The organism is Chryseobacterium sp. S0630 (assembly GCF_024158915.1).
Lineage (GTDB): Bacteria > Bacteroidota > Bacteroidia > Flavobacteriales > Weeksellaceae > Chryseobacterium.
Genome location: NZ_JAMZGF010000014.1, coordinates 73660 through 98799, shown reverse-complemented (window position 1 = coordinate 98799; position 25140 = coordinate 73660). Strand labels below are relative to the sequence as shown.

Sequence of the window (25140 nt, the reverse complement as noted above, 5' to 3'; positions counted from 1 at the left end):
AATAATATACTCTAAATTTTACTTAAGTGTTTAAAGCTTTTGTGGCTTTTGTGGTTTATATTTTCCCACGGATGACACAGATTTTCACAGGTGCTTATGTTTAAAGTAATGTACTGTTTATTCTCAAGCATTTTAAAAATTTAAAAGATAAAAATCAAAGATTTTTTAAACTTATGTGGACTTATTATGCAAAATAATATACTCTAAATTTTACTTAAGTGTTTAAAGCTTTTGTGGCTTTTGTGGTTTATATTTTCCCACGGATGACAAAGAGTTTCACAGAGGCTTATGGTTAAAATAATGCGTTGTTTTTTATACGTACAAATGCCTATCGTCTACAGTACAAATACTTGGCTTCAAAATCGGAAATTTATACCCTAAAATCTGCTTTTTTTTCGTCGTTACTTTGGTATGTTCAAAAGAAGCTTCAAAACCCTGAACAACGGCAGCATCCGAAAAGCCAAGAAAAGAGTAGGAACCATACCAATATTATTATCATGAAAAATCCAGAAAATGTTGCTCCCTTTGTAGAAGCATCACAAATTATTACAGAACTGAAAGACAGAGCTAATGATATTCTTTCCAGTGTATTAAGTTCAGACCTGTCTGCAATCACCATCAATGGTAAAGGAAACTTTCCTTATTACTGGCAGGACCCTTCTAATCTGAAGTTTAATAAGAAAACTTACGACTGGATCTCTTCCAATCTTAGAGCTAATACTGAGCCCGTGCAGCTGGATCAGGTGTTTACCAATTATTTTATTGATGCTTTCTCAAAAGTCAACTATTCTTTATCTGTAGAAGATACCGCTGTATTGAATGATGCGCATACAAGAGCTACAGATCAGCAGATGGCTTTGCTTAATGCCTGGGTAGCGGCTTATAATACGCTTCCTCCAGCTACCGATACCATGCAGCCTATTGATATCATTATGGATAAAATTGCTACGGAATGGGCGAATCCTTCCACTACTTTGTACCAGATTCAGAAGAGTGATAACCTTGATGCGTTACTGAATAAGACCCCGGCAAGCGGTAAACCTATTCTCCCTGTCTTAGCCAATTATCTGGATGCACTGGGCGCTACGATATCATTACAGAACAATGTAACGATGAACAACGGTTATCTGTCCAAAGCATTGAAGAATGTACAGAACCCTAAAAAAGAGAATGGCGGACTGCTGCTGAATGACGACAGTATTTTACCGGCTTTTGAAGTGACCACTCCGCTCAACGAAATTTTAAACGGGCTCAAAAATACAGCTCAGACAGCTCAGATCGATATGGAAGTTACCCGTGAATCTGAAAGCCGTTTCAGTGTTTCCGTAGAAGGGAAGACTGGTTTTTCTATTCCTATCTTTGATTTCTTTACCTTAGGAATTGGAGGTAATGCCAATTATTTCAGTGAAGATATTGCAATCAGCAAAAACTCTATCCAGATCTCGATGATGTTTACAGGGGTTACGCTTGTGAACTTTGGACCGAAAGACTTTAATATTGCCAGCAATATGTATTGGGCATGGTTTGATCCAATTCGTAAAGCTCAGATCAACAGCAGAGACAAAGAAGAAGAAAAACATATCTCAGGGTATAAGTTTTCTCCGGATCCGGGGATGAAATTCGGACCGGAAGGACCTTTCGGATTACTGAACGGGGTGGCAATTTCCAATTATCCTACTGTAGAAATCACGGTAACAGGTGAAGATTATAAAAGCATTCAGAAAACCTTTGAACAGTCTACTTCTGCCACGCTTTCTTTCTTAGGAATTCCGTTGGCAAGCGTTAAAGAATCTACCTATTCTTCTTCCTACTCTGTAGATCATTCTAAATCTTCTATCAAGATTACACTCAGTCCTCCGCCAAGTCTGGTGGCTGGAAACAACAGAGATTCCATAGCATGGGTTCTGGGTGCAGTTGTGGATTATCCGGCTGAAGTGAGTGATGATGTTGAACTTCTTAATGATGAAGAATTAGTTGCTAAAGGAGCTTATCCCAACTATCAGCTGTATAAAGATAACTTCGGAACTACCTATTGCTCTGTAAAAAAAGTAAAATCTCATGCCGTAGGTGCTACATGGGTAAGTGAATGTCTTGCCGCCCATCCGGGAACAAGCCCTGCAGGAAAACCATGGACAAGCCCTAAACAATCCGGGGTGATCTGGCCATAAACCAATAAAAAATAAGTAATAAAAATAGACTGTCTGAATAAGACAGTCTATTTTGTTAGATTTTATTTCAAGATCTTCTTATTCTGTCTAATTTTCAGAATTTTTGCTAATTCGAACCAAAGAGACTTTGAAGAATAGGACCGTTTAAAAAACTATTTAACCAGAAGATAGATTCCTACACCAATGGCGGCATAAGCGGTAACGGTAAGAATATCAGCAATAGGCTGCGAAAAACGTTTTTCTGCAATTCTCTCGCTATTGATCTGGTTCTTATGGAATTTCAGACTTTTCTTAGCATTGCGAACAGGGTGTGCCACGAGACTGTCTCCTTCCCAACGGTCAACAATGACTTTATAACTCTTGTTGTCTACTTCAATTCTGACATTTTTACCGGCAGCCAGTTTTTCCTGAACATTCACCGGTGCAGGAACTGACTGTGCGCTCATGTTTGGTGCGGCAGTGGTTGTACCCATCATTTGAGAAGAAGTATTATTCGCTATATCGGTATTCTTTTTAGGGCCTTGATTATTGTTGGCAGCCACAGCCGGATCTGCAGGCTTTTTTACCTGATAGGTATAGCAGCTGGTAAGCGTAGATAATATAAGGATGAAATAAAGATTCTTTCGCATAAGCCAAATTTAAGAATTAAACGGAATATTTGGGAGTTTCTTTTGAAAGATGATGTTTTTTTTGAAAATTCCTACTGTTTTTCATGTGAAAAGTTTCCTGACATTAGTTGGGATAAAGTAAAAGGTAAAGTGTTGTTTTTATACAAAGGGATTTCAGTTAATATCCTTGTCAAGGATGTAGCAATGTCATAGATTATCCTGATGAAAAAGGACTTTTTAGATTATATTATTGTCTTTAGAATGCTTGAAATGCTAAAAACCACACGAAAGGATTCGTGCGGTAGCGAGGATTCGTGCGGTAGCGAGGTTAAAGTAAAAAATAGAGTGCTACTTTTATTTGTACCTCTTTACTACGCTACCGCACGATTGCATCGTGTGGTTTTAATCTCATAAAGTTTTTTATCTTTATAAAAAACATAAATGATGAGTCGTAATTACAAATTTCATAATCCTGAAGGGTTATATTTCATAAGCTTTGCTGTTATAGGCTGGCTGGATGTTTTTATTAGAAATGAATATAAAGACATTCTTTTAGAGTCTTTAAGATTTTGTCAGAAAAGCAAGGGAATGGAAATACATGCATGGTGTATCATGTCTAGTCATGTACATTTAGTTTTCAGAAGTATCAATGGACAGAAACCGGAAGCTATGATTGGTGATTTTAAAAGATTTACAAGCAAAGCTATTGTGAAAGCAATTAAGGAAAATCCTACAGAAAGCAGAAAACATTTTTTATTAGATTTCTTCCTTAAAGAAGGTTCAAAAACTTCAAATGTAATTCAATATCAATTTTGGATACATGATAATAAACCTATTGAGTTGTGGAGTAATAGAGTAATTAACCAGAAAATTAATTATGTACATCAAAATCCGGTAGCAGCAGGTTTAGTTTTCCGTGCAGAAGATTATAGATACAGTAGTGCCATTGATTATGCTGATGAAAAAGGACTTTTAGATCATATTGTTGTATTTAGAATGTTTGATTTATGAGGCTAATAACAACCACACGATATAATAGTGCGGTAGCGGAGGAATATAACTTCCTTCTTCCAGCTTCCATCTTCCCACCTCTCACAGACGATAAATAAAAAATCCGGCCAGTATCAATCAAATTTTTATATTTGCATGGGTTGGGGCAGGACTCTCGGAAGGCCGCTGGAAAACTCATCAAAACTTAAAAATATAATAACCCAAAACAAAGAAAAATAAGGAATGGATAAGAGTAATTTATTAATTATTATAGCTTCAGTTTCTATATTCATTTCCATACTTCTTGCTGTTTTCCTCGTTACCGTAAAGACGAAACATAAGGTAAGCAATGTTTTATTTGCTGTTTTTCTCATTCTGAACGCTATAGATATTTGTGATCCTTTGTTTTATATGATGGTGGATGGGCCGTCTAACCTCGGAATGTTCAAAAACATGTTTGTTTTCCTGCAGATTCCGGTTTTTTATCTCTACGTGTTATCTGTTTGTTATTCGGATTTCAAACTGAAACCTCAGCATTTGCTGCATGCTATTCCGTTTATCATTACTAATCTTGCTTTAGTGCCTCGTTTTTATGGCGTAGATACTGCCTCCAAAATTTTCTTTATTGAAAACCGCCAAAATATGATGGAACTGAAGTTTAATCATATTCTACTGCATGTTCAGATGATTATTTACTTCGTTGCGGTTTTCAGGGTATTAAGAAAATCGAAGACGCTTTATCTTGAAAATTATGCAGGGAAAAATATAAACTCCTATAACTGGCTGTTCCAGTTTACGGTGGTATTGTGCATTGTATATGGCATAGCCCTTTTAAAAAACATCCTTAAATTTTCGGATTATGTTTACATTTCAGAAGGGATAAAGGCCGGACTTTTATTATTATCCCTTTTCATTATCTGCTGGTATCTTTTCAAAGCACTGAATCATCCTGAGCTTTTCAGAAACGTGGATTCAAAATTGAAACTGGTATCTGAGATGATTTCGGAAGAGAAAAACAATGAAGAACCGGCGGTAAGCAACAGTGAATATAATGAAGAACTTTTGAGATTAAAAAACTATATGATTGAGAAAAAACCTTTTCTTAATTCTTCCCTTACTATTCAGGAGGTGTCCGGTGAAATTGAAATTCCTGTGCGTGAATTGTCTCTTTTGATCAACCACCAATTAGGACAACATTTCTATGATTTTGTAAATACCTATCGAATAGAAAATGCAATGGACATCCTAAAAGATGAAACCAAAAGTAAGGTAACAGTCCTTGAAATTCTATACGAAGTGGGATTTAATTCAAAATCTTCTTTTAATACAGCTTTCAAAAAACACACAGGAACTACGCCTACGTTGTATCGTAAAAGTTTGTAATACAGTGTTTTGTAATTACTCGTACGCTTTTTTTGAATGATTCGTACGTATTTTTTCTGGCCAATGTGAACGATTACTTTTATTCGGTCGCCAGCTTTGAGCAGCTTGCACATCTTTGTATCGAAATTAATATTTAACATTAAAAAACGATACAATGAAAACTTCATTACCATTCTTAGCAGGTCTTTTATTTTTAAGCAGCTTTACTTTCGGACAAAAATTTTCTACAAAGATTGATTCTATTATTCAGGATAGTTATAAGAAAAATCCATCGGTAGGAATCAGCGTTGGTTTTGTCAATAATAACGAAGAACATTTTACTTCTTATGGTAATCTGAATGCAGAAAATAAAAATAAGATTGACAAAAACTCTCTGTTCGAAATTGCCTCCATCACCAAAATCTTAACTACCAATTTAATTGCTCAGGCAGTGATAGACCACAAAATAAAACTGGATGATTATATAGATAATTTCCTTCCCAAGGAATATGTTTTGCATCAAAATCTTAAAAACAAAATCAGAATTTCAGATCTTGCCTCTCACCAATCCGGATTACCTGATATCGACTTTCCAAAATTAATAGAACTGAATCCTCAGCAGCCTATAAGCAGTGTGACCCAAAATACCTTGACCACTTTAATCAATACCTGCACTGAGCTGAAAGATTATGGTAAATACAGGTATTCTACCATGGGTTATACTTTATTGGGACAGATTCTGGAAAAGGCATATGGGAAGAGCTACGATGTTATTGTTAGAGAAAAATTAACGAATCCCCTTAAAATGACTACTACATTAACGAAAGATTTTAATGTAAAAAACCGAACAACAGGTCACAATCAGGATGGAGGAACTCAGGAATTTTTCAATTGGAATGTGACTGCGCCTGCCGGATTAGTGAAATCTAATTCTGCCGATATGATCAGGTTTTTAAAGGCTGTATTAAATGATAAAACCAAAGTAGGACAGGCTTCCATCATAGGGGAGAAGATCTTTTACAAGGATGAAAAAAGAGAAATGGGATTAGGCTTAAATATCTCAACAGATGATCAAAATACACTGTATATAAAATCCGGAGATTCTATGGGGCAGTCTTCCATCCTATGTTATAACAGGGCTAAAAAGTGGGGAATTATTATCCTTCTTGATCAGAGAAACTCAAAGATGAGACAGGATCTTCTGAATAAGATTTATGATACGGTCCTGCAATAAGTATCGTTAAATAGTGCCGTTTTAATACATAAAGTAATACCATGAAAACTTTTATATACTTACTGGTTCTTGCTATCATAATGACGGGTTGCAAGGCAGGGCATACAACACTGTCTCAAAAAAAAGACTATAGCTTTCTTACAGATAGTTTGCATGTTGAAAAACAATTGGAGAAGTATAAACTTCCGGGATTTAGTCTTGTTGTTTTTGAAAACTATGAGATTGTCTACTCAAACCAAATCGGGGTGAAATCCATGAATTCTAAAGAAAAACTGAATGTAAATACTGCTTTTTCTACCGCTTCTATTACAAAACCTATAACAGTACTTCTTTGTCATATCCTTGAAGAGAAAGGGTTGATTAATTTGAATGATCCGATAGATAAATATTTAAAACGCTGGCATCTGCCAAAAAGTAAGTTTACTGAAAATAACAGCCCTACCTGGAAACAGTTTTTTAACCATACTTCAGGAACAAGCCAAGGTGGATTTTCAGATTATTATGAAGGAGATAAAATTCCCACGATCAAAGAAAGTCTTTTAGGGCAGATCCCGGGATATAGCAAGGAGATTGAATTTTTATTCACGCCAGGAACTGATTTTGCATATAGCGGAGGTGGCTATGTCATTGTTCAGATGGCATTAGAAGATACTTTAAATAAATCTATTGCAGAACTGGCACAGGAATATATCTTTTCACCCCTTGGTATGAAGAATACTACTATGATACAGCCTAATGAAAAAGGGTTTCCAATGAATGTAGCTTCTGTTCACGATAAAGAGGCAAAAGTTATTAAAACAGGCTTGCCCATTACCCCACAAGTTGGAGCATCAGGAATGTGGTCTACACCTACAGATCTGGCTAAGCTTTCTATTGAGATACAAAATGCTTTGCGCAATAAAAATAACAAAGTAATTTCTCATCAGGTTGCCCAAAAAGTAGCAGAAGTAACAGCTTTGAAAAATGCTGTTGGCGGATGGGGCAATGGATGGCAGAGATCTGTAGCTTATAACAACTATGATTGGTTGATGTGCAGTGGTTCCAATACCGGAGTTGGAGGAAGTATTTTTGCCAGTATGAAAGAGGGGAATGGTTTTGTAGTTCTTGCGAATGGTGAAAAGCCTAACCGTATCCCGGTGATCAATCAAACCCGGATCAGGATTCTGAAATTAATGGATTGGAACAATAAGCAGGTTGATAAAAACACTCAGGAGATACCGGTAAGTTTAAAAAAGCAACTCATTGGTACTTACAACGACTTTCTTTATGGACAAGGAGCGGATACAAAAATTGTAGAAAGAAACAACCGTCTCTATGTTGAAAATCAGTTTTTAGAATATTTTAAAGGAAGTAATGATAATGAATTAGTATATCTGAAAAACGGACGTTTTGCCATTATAGATTATCCAAATCTATTAAAATTCGATTTCAGTAATGGAAAGCCAAATGCTGTCATCTTAACAAGAGACGCTCTGGAAGCAAAGATTGATATTACCAGCAAAAATAAATAAATACTCATTTCCCATGAAAAAATTAGTGACCGGAATTGTTCTCTTTCATTCTCTGCTGTCTTATGCACAGAAGGACGACAAAACAAGGGTTCTTTCTGAAATTACCGAAAAAGTGAAGCGCTATTATGTAGATAAAGAAGCTTACAAAAAAGTAGATTCTTCATTTCAAAATGACCTTAAAAAAGGAACATTGAATACGTTGAATAAAAATGATTTTGCAGCGTTTATTGGCAAGAAACTCAGATCGGATATAAAGGACTACCATTTTTCTTTCAGATATCTGGAAAACTATAGCCCCGAAAAGGTAGTGGATGAGAAAGAAAAAGAAAAACTGCACGATTTTCACAACAGTCTTGAAAATTTTGGTTTTGAGAGTGTACGACGGTTGGAAGGAAATATAGGATATATCAATTTTAAAGGGTTTGCTTCCCCGAAATCCAGTGCCAATACATTAGCTGCTGCCATGAATTTTGTTGCCAGTACGAACGCTTTGATTATTGATCTTAGAGAAAATCAAGGTGGAGATAATGATATGCTTCTGCTATTCTGTAGCTATTTTTTTGATAAGAAAACAGATCTTTATACCACTTATTTCAGACACGAAGATAAAATTGTAACCAACAGCACGCAGGCAGAGGTTTCAGGAACAAAATATCTTCATAAGAAAATCTATATCCTGACCAGTAAAAATACTTTTTCTGCAGCAGAAGGACTTGCCTACTTTTTGCGGGAGCATCATCTGGCCGAAATAATAGGGGAGAAAACCCCTGGAGCAGCCAATCCGGTAGATCCTTTTGTTATTCAAAATCAATATTTACTGCTTGTTCCTACAGGCAAAGTAAGTTCTTCATTGGATGGTAAAAACTGGGAGCATATCGGGTTGAATCCTGATCTGAAGGTAGAGGCTAAAGATGCTTTAAAAGCAGCTCATCGTAAAATTTTAAAAGACATTTTAAAAACTGGAACAAAAACAGAGCTAACTCCATCCGAAATAAAAAATCTTATTCATCAACTGGAACAATAACTGAATTGAAAGTTCTTGCTATCTATTATAATGTAAAAAGATATTTTTAAAAACATACTCATAAAAAAGGGACAAGCTGAATACAACTTGTCCCATATGATTATTTTAAAACCTGCTGGTCATAAAGAATATTGTCATCTTCATCAAAGCTTATGATCAACACCTTAAACTGTTTTGCACTGTCGTTATTAAAGAATTTAATTCTTGGCGGAACATAATCACTGTCAAATAAATTAGGATTCCAGTACAGTGTTTCACGCGTATCATTTTCAATTTTTTCCGGAGCATCATTATCTATCATTTCAATAGGGAATTCTGAAGGTTTATCATATCCTTTGATGATGGATGAGTTGTTCTTTTTTACCTCTTTTTGATTGCTTTTAGCCTGCATATTGCCCTTCATTGTGTAGATGGCTACTGCATCGCCCACCAATCCTGATCCTTTGATGATTTTTACCATCGCAATATTGTTGGTGGGAAGAGTGGAAATCATGGTAGGATCGGTAGCTATTTCATCTAAATAGAGCTTAGCCTGCTGGCCGCGGATATAAGGTACGTTGGTTCCTGAATTATTTCTCTGAAATGTCAGGCCGGCAGCTTTTCCCTGCAGCCAGTCTAAAATATTGGTGTATCCTGACGTATGCTGGTCTTCATTCACGAAATCAAATACAGTAGAATTGACAGAGCTGAACATTCCGCTGGAAAGTTGTTTATCAAGATCTGCCTTCACATCTTTCTTTTTTCCTACCAAAGCAACTTCCTGAATTTGGATATCATTGCTCTCTTTCTTTTTTATATTTTTTTGCGTATTGATGGCTCTGGAAATAGTTGGAGGAAGAGTTTTATTTTTATCAGCTTTTACCAATGTATATTTTGTAGCCGGGAAATTGCCCTTAAATGGGGAAGGCGTGACTAACGGTTCTATGGTGACAAACAAATCATCATTTCCAGATTCTTTATTTTCTGAATTGACAAATGCTGAAACTTCCAGCGGTTCATCATTGTTGAGGTTATTTAAATAGATATATCCATTCTGATCTGTTTTGAATTGGCTGAATGCAGGCTGGCTTTGACCCGATTTTGATAATAAATTGATACTCGTATTGGGTAGCAGAGCATTGTTTTTAATAGGTTTTACTCTGTAAGAAAGGTATTTTTGAGACTGGTTCTTAATGGTGGGTGAAACTCCGCTGAGTACAGCATTCCAATCGAATCTTTTCCAGTTTTCTGAAATAAGAAGAGCGTCCAACGCTTCAGTATTGGCATTCTTAGAGAAGTATTGTGCCGGGCTATCTATTCTTGTGGTAAAATCTCCTGTTAACCAAAGACTGCTCAGGATATTTTCTTCTTCCGGTGTCTGAGTACCATTATCTTCGCTTACCACAACCGTATAATTTTTGAAATAAGATTCCGGAGAAAGATCGATACTGTTGAAAGCTCTTGGGGTTGGTTTTAAGCTCTGACCTACTATTTCTGCTTTTTCAACCTTTAAATTACCGGGCTTTATAAAGCAAAGCCTCTGTGCCACCACATTGTCCTGTTCATCAAGAATAACCAATTGCAAGATACCGTTAGCACCACTACTGATTTTTGTAGGAATAAGGCTGGATGCTTCATTGGTCAGATGGTTGATGTTGGCTCTGTAAGCAAGATGGTTATTGATGAGTCCAATAATTTTATAACCCTGCAGTTGCTGTTTTAGGTTAACGCCTTTCAACGTGTATTTGATTCCTTCTTTAGAACTGGAAACTTCTATATTCAGACCGCTATCTGCAGCTTGTGGCAGATCTATGGTTTGGCTCTTTCCCGCATTATCCTGAATAATAGCCTGATATTTTTTTCCTGGCGCCGGAGTTATTTTAAAAGACGCAACATTTTTATCAAAAGATTTAAATGTAGTGACAGGAGTGTTGGGATTTTGAGAATCTACTATTTTTCCGGACCAGTTTTCCGGCAGAGAAGAATTGGAAGATAATCTTACAGCAAACTTTGTAGGCATGCCGTTAATGAAAGTTCCGCCTTCCGGAAAGACCTTGGCAGACCAATCGGAACTTTTGGCGATCACCAATGATTCTGTAGAGTTTGGATTGTAAACCGGAATCGTTTTGACAATTTGGAAGTCTTCATTAAAATTGGTCATGTAAGGCGTATAAGCTCTTACAAAATAAACCTGTTCAGGAAGGTCTTCTTTCAGTTGAAAATCCCCGCTGCCTTCACCATTCGTAAGGAGTACCGTTTTCCAGTCTATTAATTTTTTATCAGAATTGTACAACTCAACAAACAGAGTAGTGGATAATGCGGAGCGGTTATATCCGTCAAATACAAAACTTTTGAACCAGATTTTATCACCCGCTGCATATTGTGATTTGTCGGTAAGTACATATACTTTTTCCTGCTCGTAATTATCCTCCAGATTGGTAATTGCTTTTTCTAATTTGGTTTGTGCCAGTACAGGTTGTACCATTGAAAGAAGCAATACACAGAACATATTTTTCATAGAAATCTCAGCACATTTTAATTCTTTGCTAATGTAATCATTTAAAGACTTCTGGAGTTGATATTTAACATGTTATTTCACAAGAGTGAAAAGAAATGGATGAGGTTTTCAAGTCAAAAATTTTGAGATGCAGTGCATGGTGAGGCATTGGTGAATGCCAATAGAGAATTGTGAATTAAACAGGAACTTGCTGTAAATTAAAATTTTAGATATGAAAATTTAATCAACATTTAGTGATAAAAAATATTTTGAATGAATATTTTTATTATTTTTATAAAATAAACTAAAACATGAAAATATATGAAATTTATTCACCTTCCCGAATTCAACCTGACATAGAACCTTAAAAATTCCTTTTTAATTTAAATTACAAATAAGCCTCATCTGATGAGAGGCCTGTAGTTCTATGTACATTAAGATAAAGCATAATTAAAAATCAATACAAACAAAATTAAGCTTAAACAAATCCTTAAATCCAATTATTCCTATGGAAAAATCACACAATCACACACATGGCTGCACTCATTGCTCTTGCCACAATCCTGTTTTGGATGTTCTTAAAGAAGAACTTTTCAGTGCAGAAAATATGACAAAAATAAATCCGGGTTCCGGAAAAGCTACCCACGAAAAACCACAAACTCTGATGGTAAGCGGAGGAATCATCCGCCCTATGATTGGAGGATCAACAGCTACCGTTGAATCTGTTGGGATCGCTGATGGAAAAGTAGTGGTGACCGGTACAAAAGATCAGGTAGAAGAGTATATGAAACAGCACTATCAAGGGTTTCAAAGAAAAGAATTAACCGGTACCCAAACTTTACTTCCGGGTCTGATAGAGCCCCATGTTCATATGGTTCCAACCGCAATGATGCAGGGCTGGCTGGATCTGAGTCCTTTTGAAGGACAGAATTTGAAGGCTGTCTACGATTTGACTTCTGTAGGGACAATCATCAATAATCACATTCCTAAAATTCCAGGTGCTGTTATTTTAGGTAGAGGACTAGATCCTTCATTAATGCCTTTTAAGGAAAAAGACGGTAAAAAAGAGTTAATAACCATTGATAATATATTACTCGACAGTATTAATCATACTACACCGATGATGTTGTTAAGTGCTTCCATGCACACTCTTTATCTGAATACCAAGGCGCTGGAATATGTATTTAAACATAATTCTGACATCAGTGACGAGTATAAAACCGTTGAAAATTATATTGCTGAGACCAAAGGTCAACTACAGGAAGGCTTACAAATGACTCCGGCATTGAAGACGGTAAAGCTGCAGATCATTGCAATGAGCATAGAGATTAATAAATACCTTACCAACCTTTTCAATACGGCAAATTCAAGAGGAGTTACTTTTATGTATGATGCCGGGCTGAATAAAGGTTCTGTAACACTTTTAACCAAATATTTTGAGACCCACCCTGAGCTGGTAAGAACAGGAGGCGCTTATCTATGTTCCAGCCAGGAAGATGTTGATAAACTGGAGCCTTATAAAGAACCAGATCACTATAAACCTGTATATAATGGACATATTAAAGTGGTTTCAGATGGTTCCAACCAAGGTTTGACAGGTTATCAGAGCGCTCCTTATCTGTGTAATCCTGCCAATAATACAGGAGTGTTTAATTTCCCGCAGGCAGGTATTCCTGCGCATACGATTCCGCCAAGCTATAATACATTAATCAATACGGTTGTAGCTGTGAAAGGTTGGCCGCTGATGGTTCATGCCAATGGAGATCAGGCGGTCACATTTGCCATCAATGCTTATCAGCGTTCTTTGGCCCAATATAAAGGTCCGGAGCTTCGTAACCGTATAGAACACTGCTCACTTCTGACGTCAGATCAGATTACCAATATGCTTCAAATGGGAGTATCTCCAAGCTTCCTGATCGGTCACGTGGGTTACTGGGGTTATGCTTTTAAAGAAGTGATATTCGGAGAAAAGGCTCAAATGCTTGATCTTTGTGGTTCAACGCTTGCTGCCGGTATGAGAATTACGCTTCACAGCGACAATGAGGTGAGTCCATTAGGTCCTCTAAGAATGATGGAACAATCCATTACCAGAATCATGGAAAAAAATCCAAACGATATTGAAGTCTTAAACAGTGCGGAACGTATTACTCCGGAACAGGCTTTGATCGCCGTTACTTATGATGCTGCCTGGCAGTGTTATGCAGATAAATGGGTAGGATCATTAAATGAAGGATACTTTGCTGATTTCGTTATATTGGAGCAGGATCCTCTTTCATTGAATACGCCATCATTACAGTATATGAAAATGAGAGACATTCCGGTATTGGAAACATGGGTAGGCGGTATACCTGTGTATACGAAAAGTAAAAATGTAAAAACAATAGCTGAAGAAGATATTCTTTTTTCAGATAAATCATAAAAGGTTCTGAAAAGGACATAAATAATTGCTAATCAAATAACTATCAGAGCAGATCATTTCTGCTCTGATTTTGTTTTAAAGATAATTCATCAGAAAAATAAAGGGATACAAGCGGGAATGTTTTAGCCTTAAAAACAAATAAGAAAGAGAACGCAATTCTCTTTCTTATTTTATGACTTAGCTAGCTGTAAGAGTTTTCTTTATCTTAAGATTCTTTTAATCAGTCAGGCTATAAAGGAGTATAGATGACAGACAAAATCGCATTTTCTTCATAAAAAGAGTCCGAACCTCCGGTATTTATGTTGCATTTAACCGTGTCTCCAGGATTAAGTTTCAGGGATAACACCTGATTTACAGTATATCTGTTACCAGCTAGTGTAAGGCCTCCAGCATTTTGATTAAACGCACTTGTTACAATGGCAAAATTCGCATTTGGGTTACTGAAATCTGATAACTGGATGCTTCCGGAAATTTGATATACTCCTGCAGTGTTAACCGTGAAAGTATTGGCAGCTGCGTTCCAGCTGCCTATACTTGCCTGTGGAGCGATATCAATAGTATCATAGCTCACCGTATTTATTACATTTCCTCCTGGCAATAGGGTAGTACCAGGTGTTGCAAGTCTCACACTTAAAACCGTAGTTGGGATTTTAAGTTGTGCAGTGACTGTATTAGGCGCAATTTGATAGATGTCACCATTGGCATGAGAAATTAACAGGTTGGAAGTGCCAAGCGTAGTTGCTACCGGGGTTTGTCTGACTCTTGCAGCTCCATTAACATCCAAAGTTTGCGTAGGAGAAGGAGTATTGATCCCTACTTAGGAGAAGAATGTTGCTGAAATCAAGAATGTGGTCAGCAAAAGAAGGTTTTTTTTCATTGTGGACAAGTTTATTTTAAATATTAGGATGCAAAATTATATAATGTAATTGTAAATATTTATAGAATTATTACTATGTAATTAATTTGGTTTAAGCCTGTGTTTTTATTATATGTTGTGATTATTTGATTATTATGATTGTTTTTAATATATTTTTGAAATTTTTTGATAGTATATCTCTTTGATGGTTTAAATTTTTTTAAAACTAAAATTTAATGTAAATGTATTAAAAGGCTTTAATAATTATGTAATTTGTAATATTAAATTGAATTAACATTAGTAATTGAAATAAGCAGCTTACATTTCTTTGAGATTATCAATTAACAAGGGGAAAAAGAGGGAATCATTACAATTTTTTTTGAGCTTTTCTGGAAACTAACATTGAGCCTTATAGAAAACTTCCTGTCTTTTTTCTGTACTAATAAAAGATGTAGGAGATGGCTTTTCAGTTACAAGTCGCAAAGCAGGGGAACAATTTATTACCGAACATGGGATTTCATTCATTATTTTGGGAGAAATGGAGGGTTATGACAGAACACCCAAACATTTCTACAGGAAAGCGACGTGGTCTGGTTTGGTAACAAGATCAGTGCTGAATTGGCTGCCATGTGTGTGTGGGTTTATTTTTTTGATCTTATTTTACCTGTATTTTCAACCAGTGCAAGACCTCTTTTAAAACTGTTGGTGCATAGGTTTGTTCTATTTTTTGATATTCCTGAGGTGCTCCTGTATCAGATTCCTGGAATAAATGATTTAAATCCGGTAATTCCATAATCGTCATATTTCTGTTTCCGGCTTTTCTTAATGCTTTTTTTATGGCATTCAGATTTTCTTTTGGCGTTATCTGCAGATCTTTTTCTCCGTTAAGAGCTAAAACCGGAATTCTCACTTTTTTTAATGTATTCACAGGATTATATCTGATGAAATACTGCATCCATGGAGTAGCATAGGTTTCAATCTGTAAGTGGATGAACTCGTCTGCAGTCATGTTACCAGGTTTTTTAAAGTCTGGATTTTCATTCAGGAATTTCTGCAAATTACTTTTTAAATCTATTTTTAACTGTTCAATATCCGAGGATTTTTTTACAATATCAAATATTTTTTTATTAATCCTTTCAGTTCCTTTTATTTCTGCTTTACTTACTCCCGATACTTCTGCAATCAATCTTTGTTGTATCTGGAGGATTTTATCACCAGGAATTCCCGGACCACCCAACATAACAATAAATGCGATGTCTTTAGATTGAACGGCGACTAATGGAGCAATCAATCCACCTTCACTATGTCCTATCAAACCAATTTTTTTCGGATCAATTTCCTTTCTTGTTTTAAGGTATGCAACAGCACTTTCTACGTCACCGGCCAAATCTGCGGATGTTGCACTGTTGAAATTTCCTTCAGACATGGCGGTTCCTCTGTCATCATAACGTAAAACGGCAATTCCGTTTTTGGTAAGATAGTCTGAGAGAACCAGAAATGGCTTGTGTCCTGCTAATTCTTCGTTTCTGTTTTGAGGCCCGCTTCCGGTTATCAGAATAACTGCAGGGAAAACACCTTCCTTTTTGGGAAGTGTTAAAGTTCCGGCTAAATGTATTTCTGCCTGTTGGTTTTTAAAACGAACATCTTCTGAGTAATAAGGATAAGGTTTTTGAGGTTCTTGTGGACGGTGGGGCTTTATATCCTGTGCTAATATCGAAGAGGATGATATTAAAATGGCAACCAGCACTTGAATTACTTTCTTCATTTCTTTAATTGTAAAGGGTGAAAATTTTTGATATAGTCTTTTTTAGAATCGGATTATAGTCTGTATCCGATTCCAAGTCCAAAAGTCTGACGTCTTAGAGAGTTGTTGTGTATAGCTCCGATTCCATTTTGTGAAATATAAGATGCATTTATCTGAAAATGACCCAATTCATAACCAAGCATGGTTGCAGCTCCATAAGTAAGTGGTTTCATTGGTGATTTTCCTTCCGCATTCTTGCTGTACATGTCAAGACTTTCTGTTTTAGCACTGAGTCCGTAACTGATATACGGGCCTATTCCGAAGAATAGTTTTCCTGTTCCCATGTTGAATTGAAAAACTCCATAAACAGGTACTTCCAGATCATAAGATTCTAATTTGGATTTTTCTGAGGTGAACTTGTTGCTCATTTCAGAATTTCGATAATGAAACATCACATCCGTTTGAACAGCAAACCAATTTCCGAAATCATACTTTAGAAATCCTCCGACGGATGCTCCCAATTCCGGTGAACTTTTGGAATAATCACTTTCCGAATCATACTTGTAGAATGTTGAATTTGCTCCGGCTTTTAATCCTAGAGACATTTTGTTTTGGGCATGCAACTTAGCAGAACCCAGAAGAGATGTTGCTGTAGCAACAATTGATAAAATCACTGACTTTTTCATCGTAAAAATTGATATATACTAAACTAATTATCAGCAAAATTGCAGATTGGAATTGTTTGAATGAAGTCTTTTCCGATGAAGTTCAGTATAAAGAAGATGAAATGTATTTCACGATGGATTAAGGGAAGTGCCTGTTATCCTATGAGTTAATCTAAAAAAGGCATTTTTACAATAAACGAATGATCCGTTTTTATAATACGTATTGCTTTGTTATATAAAGCATATTGCTTTTGTAAATTTTTCAGCCCAACACCACCATGATCAGCTGTTTTCCTTAGTTGAAGATTATTGGTAACTGTAATGCCTTCTTCCGATATTTCAATGTGAACGGTTAATGGATGGTTAGAAGTGGTAATGTTGTGTTTCACGGCATTTTCCAGCAGCAATTGCATGCTTACAGGAATTACTTTTCTGTTGCCGTCTGTAGTATTGTTGAGTTTTATAAGTAAGTTATTTTCAAATCTGATTTTTTCCAAAAATATATATGAATCCAGGAATTTCAGTTCTTCTTTCAATGAAACCGTTGGGTGCTCGTTGGTCATTAATAAATAACGGTAGACCCCTGACATTTTTTTTGCGAAGAGATTTGCCTTCTCAGCATCTTCATAGGCCAATGAAGCCAGAACATTGAGACTGTTGAATAAGAAATGCGGATTGACCTGTGCTTTTAATGTTTCATACTGATATTGTATTTTCTCTTTTTCCATAACAGCCATTTTATTTTCAGCTTCAATCTGCCGCTGGTTATAAAAGAAAATTTCAATTAAAAGAACTATAATGCTATTCCAGAGAACGATAAAAATAGTGGATTTCATTATTTCCGGATCGCCATCCAATATGGACGGCCCGCCAAGCATAAGATTGCCAAGAATTATTACCAATATGGAAAACAGCGATGAAATGAACAGATCTAATGTAATATGTAAGTAAATATTACGTATTTTAAAGTATTTATAAACAGCATTAATAATCAGAAAATCAATAAATGCGATAAATACACAGGGAAATAAATTGATGATGAAAAATTGAGAAAAGTTTTTCTCTTTTCCTGTTAATGTCTGAAATGCATAATAAAAGAAGACCAATAGTATTGCGACTATCAGTACAAAGGAAATAATATGTTTCTTATTGACGTTTTTCATTATTTTCAATTCCATCCGTCTACCCATTTCAGAAAATCTGCAACCCGTTCACGACTGACTAAAATTTCGTGTGGGCATTCGGGTTGAAATGTAAGTTTCAGACGACTGTTGAAGTATTTGGAAATTTTTTTAATAGAAGTAATATTGGCTATACAATTGCGGGAAGCCCTAAAGAAACTTTTTTTGTCCAGTTGTGATTCTAATTGGGTAAGAGTGTAATCAATAACAAATTTTTTATCTGAAAATGTATGTAAAAAAACTACTTTTTCCTCACTATAGAAAAAAGCAATGTCATGGACGTTGATATGATGGTAGGTATCCCCAATTTGAACAAGAAAACGACTTTTTTTGGGATGGCCCAGCAATGCATCCTCTATTTTTCTATAATCGAAAGCTGTGTTTTTTACTGTATTCTTTAGTTTTTTTAGAGCAGCCGATAACTCGTCTTCTTCAACAGGTTTCAGCAGATAGTCAATGCTGTTTAATTTAAAAGCCTGAATAGCGTATTCATCATAAGCTGTAGTGAAAATAATCGGGATCGATACGTGAATCTGCTCGAAAATTTCAAAGCAGTTTCCATCAGCCAGCCGAATGTCCATCAGCATAAGATCTACAGGATTATTTTTGAGAAAAAGAACAGTATCCGCAACAGATTCTGTTCTTCCCACCAATGTATAATCAGGACAAAGCTTTGCTATCATCCGTTTTATTTCCAGGTAAGCAAATCGCTCATCTTCTACTATCAGATATTTCATATCACAAATCTTCTATTGTAAAAATACGGATTGTATACCATAATTAAACTGATTTCGGGATAGAGTTCAGTATTAAGAGGATGAACTGTCTGCTGATTCATCTCAAGCGGACTTGTTCTTAGGTTTGATCTTAGCTAAGAGATTGTTTTTAGGTATTATACCATACATAAAGGGGTAAGAGTAATGAGATAGTGGTCAAAAGTTTGATTTATTTTTTAGCAGATAGAATTTGATTTATTTTCAACAGCATTTCTTTTGCATTATTGTTGTTAGGATCAAGCTTTAGTGATTTCTCATAATCGCTTTTCGATAAAACATACTCTTTTTTATTAAAGTACGCTTCACCACGACTGTCATAAACATTTCCTGAATTTGGAAACTCATTAACATTTAAGCTGAAAATTTTGATTGCTGAATCTGTTTTCTGATCTTTTAGAAATTCATAGCCAAGATCATTCAATTCATTTTCATTGGAGAAATTGTAATCATTTAATTTTTTCTTTTTAAGGTCTTTATATAAAGCAATTCCTTTATCAATATTTTTTAAACATTCTTGTCTGATTGTTAATCTAATAGATTCTTTTTGAGGCTCGATTGGATAATTCTTCCAATGGTTCAAACTGGCAATTCTTAAAAGAATTTCATCTATTAATTTAAAATTATTACCGTTAGTCATTACAACCAGGCCATTTCCATCCTCAACACTTCCAATATAGTAGCAAACAAAGCCTTCATTTCCGCCGCTGTGTGAGAAGTATTTTGTGCCTTTGAAATAATTAAGAAATACACCATAATTATTCTCAATTCTCTTGACATACATTTCCCTGGACAGTATTTTATTTGATTTTCCTATTAATGACAATTGGGTTTCAATAATATATTTTGCCAGATCATTGGGGTTAGTCCATAAACCGGCTGCTGCTTTTTCAGGATAGATATGATATTTGCCTTTTACTTCTTTTCCATTATTATAAGCCGTTGCTAGTAATTTTTCTTTATCTTGAGAAGGAGGCTGGTTATAAGAACTTTCGTTCATAGCTAATGGGGTTAAAACATTTTTCCACATATAATCTTCGTACTTTTCTCCTGTGGTATTTTCAAGGATCAATTGGGTAATGGTGGTTCCGCCGCCAGAATACTGGAAGGTAAGATCAGGCTCAAACGCAGATCGGACTGCAGGGGAATTGGCAGGCTCCTGTCCATTCAGAATTTGTATTAATGCAGGTAAATCTTTTCCTTTTTCATAACCTCCGAAACCATGAACAGTCAGTCCTGCTTTATGACTTAAAAGATTCGCAATAGAGATTTTTTTTCCTTTAGAAAGAGAATCGTATGGAAACTTCCAGGTTTTTAAATAATTATTAATATCATCATCCAGATTTAATTTTCCCTGTTCAACCAGTTTTAAGAGACCGATACTATTGATAGACTTGCTGATGGATGCAGCCTGAAATAGCGTTTGAGTCGTTGCGGGTCTGTTCTCAGCAACATCAGCATATCCGTATGCTTTTGACCATTCTACTTTATAATCTTTAATTACTGCAATACTTATTGCATTCATACTGTAGAAAGCCATTCTTTCTTTTAAAGTCCATTTTTTATTTTTTGAAGTATCCCAACCAAGCAGATCGTCTTCAAATATTTTTATTTTGTCCTTCACATTTTGGGCAAAAACATTCAGGGATAAAGACAGTAGTAAGAATAATTGTAGGTTTTTCATGGGTAAATGTTTGATGTTCTATTTGATAAGACAATTTAAGAAAGACCAGTATTACATTTTTGAAACTATTTATTTAAATGTGCAGCATCCATAAAATAGTATTTTGTTGTATAAATAATCTGGGTTATAGGGATAAGAAGTAGAATTAACATTTTTGTAAAATATAACCGGACACATCCAGATATAGAATGCCATAATTTTTTCTATATTTATAATAAGTAAGTATATGTTTTACTAATGGTTAGAAAAATGGCTTGTGTTTGTATTGTACACTCTAAAGCATGCCTGTAAATAATATAAAAAAAGACAATGCCAATACACTCGATACCTCCGGACGGAGGCCTGTTATATAAAGAAACAGATATGACTCAGCTTTTCCCTGAGCCTTTAAATGCAATAACAGCCTTATTATTTCTAGCCATCGCTATTTTCTGGACCCTCAAAATGAAAGGTGATTTTAAAAAATATCCTTTTTTAACCTACTGCCTGGTTTTATTATATATTGGTGCCATAGGGGGAACGGTTTACCATTCTTTCAGACAGTGGCCGGTATTTATCATGATGGATTGGCTGCCTATTATGTTGCTCTGTCTGTCTGCCGGATTTTATTTTATAGCGCAGAGTACCCGATGGTATTATGCTGTTGTCCTGGTTCTGGTATATACAGCACTTATGGTGTCTTTGAGAAACTGGATTTTGGTAGATAACCCTTCTCTTTTTATCAACGTCAATTATGCCATCATGGCTTCATTTGTAGTTTTCTCGGTACTAAGGTATTTGATCTATACCCAATGGAAAGCCGGCAAATGGGTAGGCTTTGCTGTATTATCATTTGTGTTTGCATTGACCTTCCGTATCGCTGATAAATGGGAATGGTTCAGCTTCGGGACACACTTCTTATGGCATACTTTCGGGGCGGTGGCGACGTTTTGTATGTTTAATTATATTAGTTTGACGCGGGATGAAATTGGGAAGAGGTAGGCAGTTAAAAAATTAAGAAAATAACATTATGAAAAATATTCTTTTTTTATTTTTTCCTGCTATCATGTGTAATTGCCAAACAAATAATATTAAAATCAGTTCAGAGCCAATTAATATTACAAGGAAAATAATTTCTGTTAAACAAAATAAAATGGTAAGTGTTCTAGTGGCTGATAACAAAGATATTATAGAAATATTCAAACCGAATACAAACAATTGTACTAAAATTAAATTAGGAAAAAAATATTCTTTTAAAGTAACATGTGTAAGTTGTTTAATACAGCAAGGTGCTGATTCTCCTAAAATCTACACTTTAGATGGCTCGACTATCATAATGTATAAGAACTATTATACATCAGAAGAAGATCAAAATATTTGTATAAAATAATTTTTTAATAGAAATTCTTTGCTGCTCAAAGTCTCCCGACTTTGGGCTAGTAAATAAGATTATTTTCTTTAAACTTGCTCCGAAGTCAGCAGACTTCGAAGAGCTAGAGATCTTTCATCAGATTATGCCTGAAATTATTTTTAACGCAAAGTCATTGATAATACTGTTTTATTTTAAGTGAGCTAAGTGTTTCGACTTCGTCGCTGATGAAGCGGTGTGCTTATCCATGCGTTTCGAGGAATCAGCAAAGTTGATTCTACATTTTTGCTATCTTAAAAATCATCAGTTTCAAAAATAAAAATCTCCGTCAAATATCATCAGTATATTATCTTTTTATTCACTAAACTCCTTAAAATTAGGGATTTCCTATCCTTATTTTTATTTGTAAGTTAGTGCCGAAAAAATAATGCAGGATAAAAATATACAGAACGATTCTGATGAAGAAGGATTCGTATTGTTTTTATCCTTCACGATTTTAAAAAAATTATACACCCAAAAACTAAATTTATTAAAATGAAGAAGACACTGATTATTCTATCAATAGGCGCTTTGCTTGCTGCCTGCAACAAAAAGGCTGAACAGAAAACAGAGGTAGCTAAGGATACTGTTGCCATAGGAAATACTACAACCGCAGAAAAAACTCCGGGAGAAACTACTCAATTTGATATCAACTCCGTGCCGGTTTCCACTGCTGAAGTGGGTGATTTTCCATTTTTCAGTTTTCCCAAAGGATTGGACTTTCAAAACAAACCAGTACAAAGAAGCTTTGACATGCTGTATTTTCCACTTAATGGCGTAATGACATCCATAGAAGGAAAAGTATGGAAAACATATATAGTCAACGGGAAAAATAATGAAGAAGAATGGTCGTTGCCGTATTTTTTGAAAAGTTATGATGATGCTATTACAAAAGTTGGTGGTGTAAAAATATTTGATGGTAAAGTTTCTCAGCCAGAACTTGACAGAATAAAAGAAGATGCCAAATACTTTGGCGAGGAAGGTTCTATAGATTATTGGAATGAACCCGTAAAAGTATATGTCATCAGAAGGTCAAATGGCGATGATATTTATATTCAGCTTTATGGAAATACCTCTACAGGAGCAATACAAATTTTACAGAAAGCGCCGGCTGAGCAAGGCACAAAACCGTAGAGTGAAGATGATAAAAAAATAAGGTAAATCCTGGAACAATAGAGAATTGAAGTTTGTTTTGCTTAAAAATCCCAACGAAAGTTGGGATTTTTGTTTTTAGTTTATGTTGAGTAAAGTTGTGAGGCTATGAGCTGGTAAATAGGCATTCAGAGCCTACAGCATCAAAGAATTTGATTATTTTATGTCCGGAATCGTCTATTTTTCAATGGGTGTTTATGAAAATCTCCCGGAAAGAAATATCGTGATGCCCTACATCCATATGGTTAAAATGCTGGATGCAGCACACCTTATTCTTCAGTGAGGGAGAGAAAAGAAGATCGCTGAGACCAGTTAAAAATAAAAAATGCCCCTTTTTCAGGGGCATTATATTATTGAGCTTTTACCTGCTCTAACTTGATAAATATTTTAGTAAGGTTGGGCTGGGCATTTCCTGAAGTGGGAGCACCTGCCATAATGGTTGCCGTATAAGCGGTTTTTGAAGAAGAATTACTGTCTATCCAGGTATATCTTCTATGCTCAGGTCCGCCGCTGGCTCCATCTATAATCCCTATATTCCCCCAGTATGCGTTACCCATTGCGCCTGTACCCTGAGGAAACCACGTAGCTGATGCATCTGCCATACCACCCCATACTCCTGAAGTAATATTGTTGGTAGTTTGAGCTGCTCCAATATAACCGCCATATTCGGTATTGTAATTCCAATATAGATTTACGGTAGAACCTGTATTGTTAAACAACTGTACATTAGGATTGGCAAGGGTTGTCCCACTGGTGGTATCAAATATTACTCTGATCGAATACTTACCATCCGGGGTAGCAAGAGGGAAGGTATACGCTTGTTTCCCGTTGGGATCGGTGGTGAGGGTAGGATACCCCATCACAGCTACAGAGGCAATGTCTGCACGGCTGGTATTTCCTACGGTAGCGGTACAGTTTTGTGCTGCTGTTAAGAAAGGAACTGTAGCGTTGGTTATGGGAAGAGTCATATCATTAGCAGTGGTAGGAGTTCCGCTCACTGAGAATACCAATTCGCCATCCCCAAACTCCAGAGTTCCGGGTCTTAGCTGGAAGGTTAATCCGTTCGCTACAAAAGGAGCTCCCGAATTATAAGAACCTCCGTTTCCTCCACTATAAGTAATTCTCAGATTTCCACTGAAAGGAGTACCTGCTGTATAAGTAGAAGGATTTAAGTACGCTGTAGTACACTGTAATGCAGTAATTGCCGGAGCCACAGCATTGGTTGCTTGTGTAAGTCTTTGCCATACAGATCCATCAAAATAATAATAGCCCATCGCAGTAACATTCACACGCTGTCCGGCAGTATCTCCACCAGTAACGTCTGTAATATAAATTAATGCTCCACTCTGATTACTGCCATAGGTAGCCGTATTTGCTGTAAGCTCAGCTCTTGTAAGCCTCGGGGCCTGTAACCCGAATGTTTGGGTATTATCCGTAATCAGTCCTGAAGTATCTCTTTTAGCAGAGACGTCCACTGTTGTTTTGGGTGAGGTTGTATTAAACCCTACTTGGGCAAATGAGAATCCTGAAATGAGGATAACACAGACTTGTGTAAATTTTGTTTTCATATTAAGGTGTGATTTTGTGTAAGCCAAATATAACTTTTTTTATGGATAATAAAAAATAATGAATTTATAATTGATGAAAATTAACTAATTTGTAATATTTTGTCTGATTTAAGTATTTTGTATGAGGTTAAAATTATTAATGTCAAATTCTGTTTTTGTATAAATCATATTCTTTAATTGGTGTTTAATCGAAAAAATAAGGTGTTGATTATGGGTTTATGATTCAAAACTTTCATTTTAGAAATTGCTGATTGTAGGAAAGTAAAAAATATAATCTACTTCATTGATTAGCTGAAATATATGGATAAGTGTATCGCTTCATCAGCGACAAAGTCGCA

At 35.7% G+C, this 25140-nt stretch carries 19 protein-coding genes; 10 read left to right on the top strand and 9 right to left on the bottom strand.

Annotated elements, in window-relative coordinates; genetic code table 11:
- The first annotated feature begins 497 nt into the window (after positions 1–497).
- Positions 498–2168, top strand: coding sequence for a hypothetical protein (locus NK356_RS08870; RefSeq protein ID WP_034697488.1), 1671 nt, complete (start codon positions 498–500; stop codon positions 2166–2168).
- A gap of 152 nt (positions 2169–2320) precedes the next feature.
- Here NK356_RS08870 and NK356_RS08865 read toward each other — a convergent pair whose 3' ends face one another.
- Entirely contained in the window at positions 2321–2797 is a 477-nt protein-coding gene (locus NK356_RS08865; RefSeq protein ID WP_034697487.1) for a hypothetical protein, read from the bottom strand.
- Positions 2798–3217: 420 nt separating this feature from the next.
- Between NK356_RS08865 and NK356_RS08860 the strand changes: the two genes are divergently transcribed.
- From NK356_RS08860 to NK356_RS08840, 5 genes are all read left to right on the top strand, one after another.
- On the top strand, positions 3218–3787 hold the full coding sequence (locus NK356_RS08860) for a transposase (protein WP_367399300.1): 570 nt from the start codon (positions 3218–3220) through the stop codon (positions 3785–3787).
- 222 nt (positions 3788–4009) lie between these two features.
- Complete coding sequence (locus NK356_RS08855) at positions 4010–5149, top strand: AraC family transcriptional regulator (RefSeq protein WP_253316764.1); 1140 nt, start codon at positions 4010–4012, stop codon at positions 5147–5149.
- A 154-nt stretch (positions 5150–5303) separates the two neighbouring features.
- A complete protein-coding gene (locus NK356_RS08850; RefSeq protein ID WP_253316763.1) occupies positions 5304–6362 on the top strand; it encodes a serine hydrolase in 1059 nt (352 codons plus the stop codon).
- 41 nt (positions 6363–6403) lie between these two features.
- Positions 6404–7873, top strand: coding sequence for a serine hydrolase (locus NK356_RS08845; protein WP_253316762.1), 1470 nt, complete (start codon positions 6404–6406; stop codon positions 7871–7873).
- A 13-nt stretch (positions 7874–7886) separates the two neighbouring features.
- Positions 7887–8897 carry a S41 family peptidase gene (locus NK356_RS08840; RefSeq protein ID WP_253316761.1) on the top strand — a complete coding sequence of 337 codons (1011 nt, stop codon included), beginning with the start codon at positions 7887–7889 and terminating at the stop codon, positions 8895–8897.
- Between the two features lie 100 nt (positions 8898–8997).
- Here the strand turns inward: NK356_RS08840 and NK356_RS08835 are convergent, their stop codons facing one another.
- The gene (locus NK356_RS08835; protein WP_253316760.1) at positions 8998–11394 is read right to left on the bottom strand and encodes a hypothetical protein; all 2397 of its coding nucleotides are present in this window, start codon (positions 11392–11394) and stop codon (positions 8998–9000) included.
- Positions 11395–11881: 487 nt separating this feature from the next.
- Between NK356_RS08835 and NK356_RS08830 the strand changes: the two genes are divergently transcribed.
- A complete protein-coding gene (locus tag NK356_RS08830) occupies positions 11882–13792 on the top strand; it encodes an amidohydrolase (protein ID WP_081906492.1) in 1911 nt (636 codons plus the stop codon).
- 229 nt (positions 13793–14021) lie between these two features.
- On the opposite strand, the gene NK356_RS08825 is transcribed toward NK356_RS08830, so the two are convergent.
- The 6 genes from NK356_RS08825 to NK356_RS08800 all read right to left on the bottom strand — a co-directional run bounded on the left by NK356_RS08825 (position 14022) and on the right by NK356_RS08800 (position 20695).
- Complete coding sequence (locus NK356_RS08825) at positions 14022–14576, bottom strand: hypothetical protein (RefSeq protein ID WP_253316759.1); 555 nt, start codon at positions 14574–14576, stop codon at positions 14022–14024.
- Between the two features lie 727 nt (positions 14577–15303).
- A complete protein-coding gene (locus NK356_RS08820) occupies positions 15304–16413 on the bottom strand; it encodes a S9 family peptidase (RefSeq protein ID WP_034697482.1) in 1110 nt (369 codons plus the stop codon).
- Positions 16414–16466: 53 nt separating this feature from the next.
- Positions 16467–17078, bottom strand: coding sequence for a porin family protein (locus NK356_RS08815; RefSeq protein WP_253316758.1), 612 nt, complete (start codon positions 17076–17078; stop codon positions 16467–16469).
- Positions 17079–17224: 146 nt separating this feature from the next.
- Positions 17225–18220, bottom strand: coding sequence for a sensor histidine kinase (locus NK356_RS08810; protein WP_253316757.1), 996 nt, complete (start codon positions 18218–18220; stop codon positions 17225–17227).
- 5 nt (positions 18221–18225) lie between these two features.
- On the bottom strand, positions 18226–18975 hold the full coding sequence (locus NK356_RS08805) for a LytTR family DNA-binding domain-containing protein (protein ID WP_034697480.1): 750 nt from the start codon (positions 18973–18975) through the stop codon (positions 18226–18228).
- A gap of 208 nt (positions 18976–19183) precedes the next feature.
- Positions 19184–20695, bottom strand: a complete 1512-nt coding sequence (locus NK356_RS08800) for a serine hydrolase (protein WP_253316756.1) — start codon at positions 20693–20695, stop codon at positions 19184–19186.
- A gap of 309 nt (positions 20696–21004) precedes the next feature.
- Here NK356_RS08800 and NK356_RS08795 point away from each other — a divergent pair, with 309 nt between their 5' ends.
- The 3 genes from NK356_RS08795 (at position 21005) to NK356_RS08785 (ending at position 23216) form a co-directional block, all read left to right on the top strand.
- Positions 21005–21676 carry a hypothetical protein gene (locus NK356_RS08795; protein ID WP_253316755.1) on the top strand — a complete coding sequence of 224 codons (672 nt, stop codon included), beginning with the start codon at positions 21005–21007 and terminating at the stop codon, positions 21674–21676.
- Between the two features lie 28 nt (positions 21677–21704).
- Positions 21705–22064 carry a hypothetical protein gene (locus tag NK356_RS08790; RefSeq protein WP_253316754.1) on the top strand — a complete coding sequence of 120 codons (360 nt, stop codon included), beginning with the start codon at positions 21705–21707 and terminating at the stop codon, positions 22062–22064.
- 513 nt (positions 22065–22577) lie between these two features.
- Positions 22578–23216, top strand: a complete 639-nt coding sequence (locus NK356_RS08785; protein ID WP_253316753.1) for a hypothetical protein — start codon at positions 22578–22580, stop codon at positions 23214–23216.
- Positions 23217–23584: 368 nt separating this feature from the next.
- Here NK356_RS08785 and NK356_RS08780 read toward each other — a convergent pair whose 3' ends face one another.
- Entirely contained in the window at positions 23585–24802 is a 1218-nt protein-coding gene (locus NK356_RS08780) for a hypothetical protein (protein WP_253316752.1), read from the bottom strand.
- Between the last annotated feature and the right edge of the window lie 338 nt (positions 24803–25140).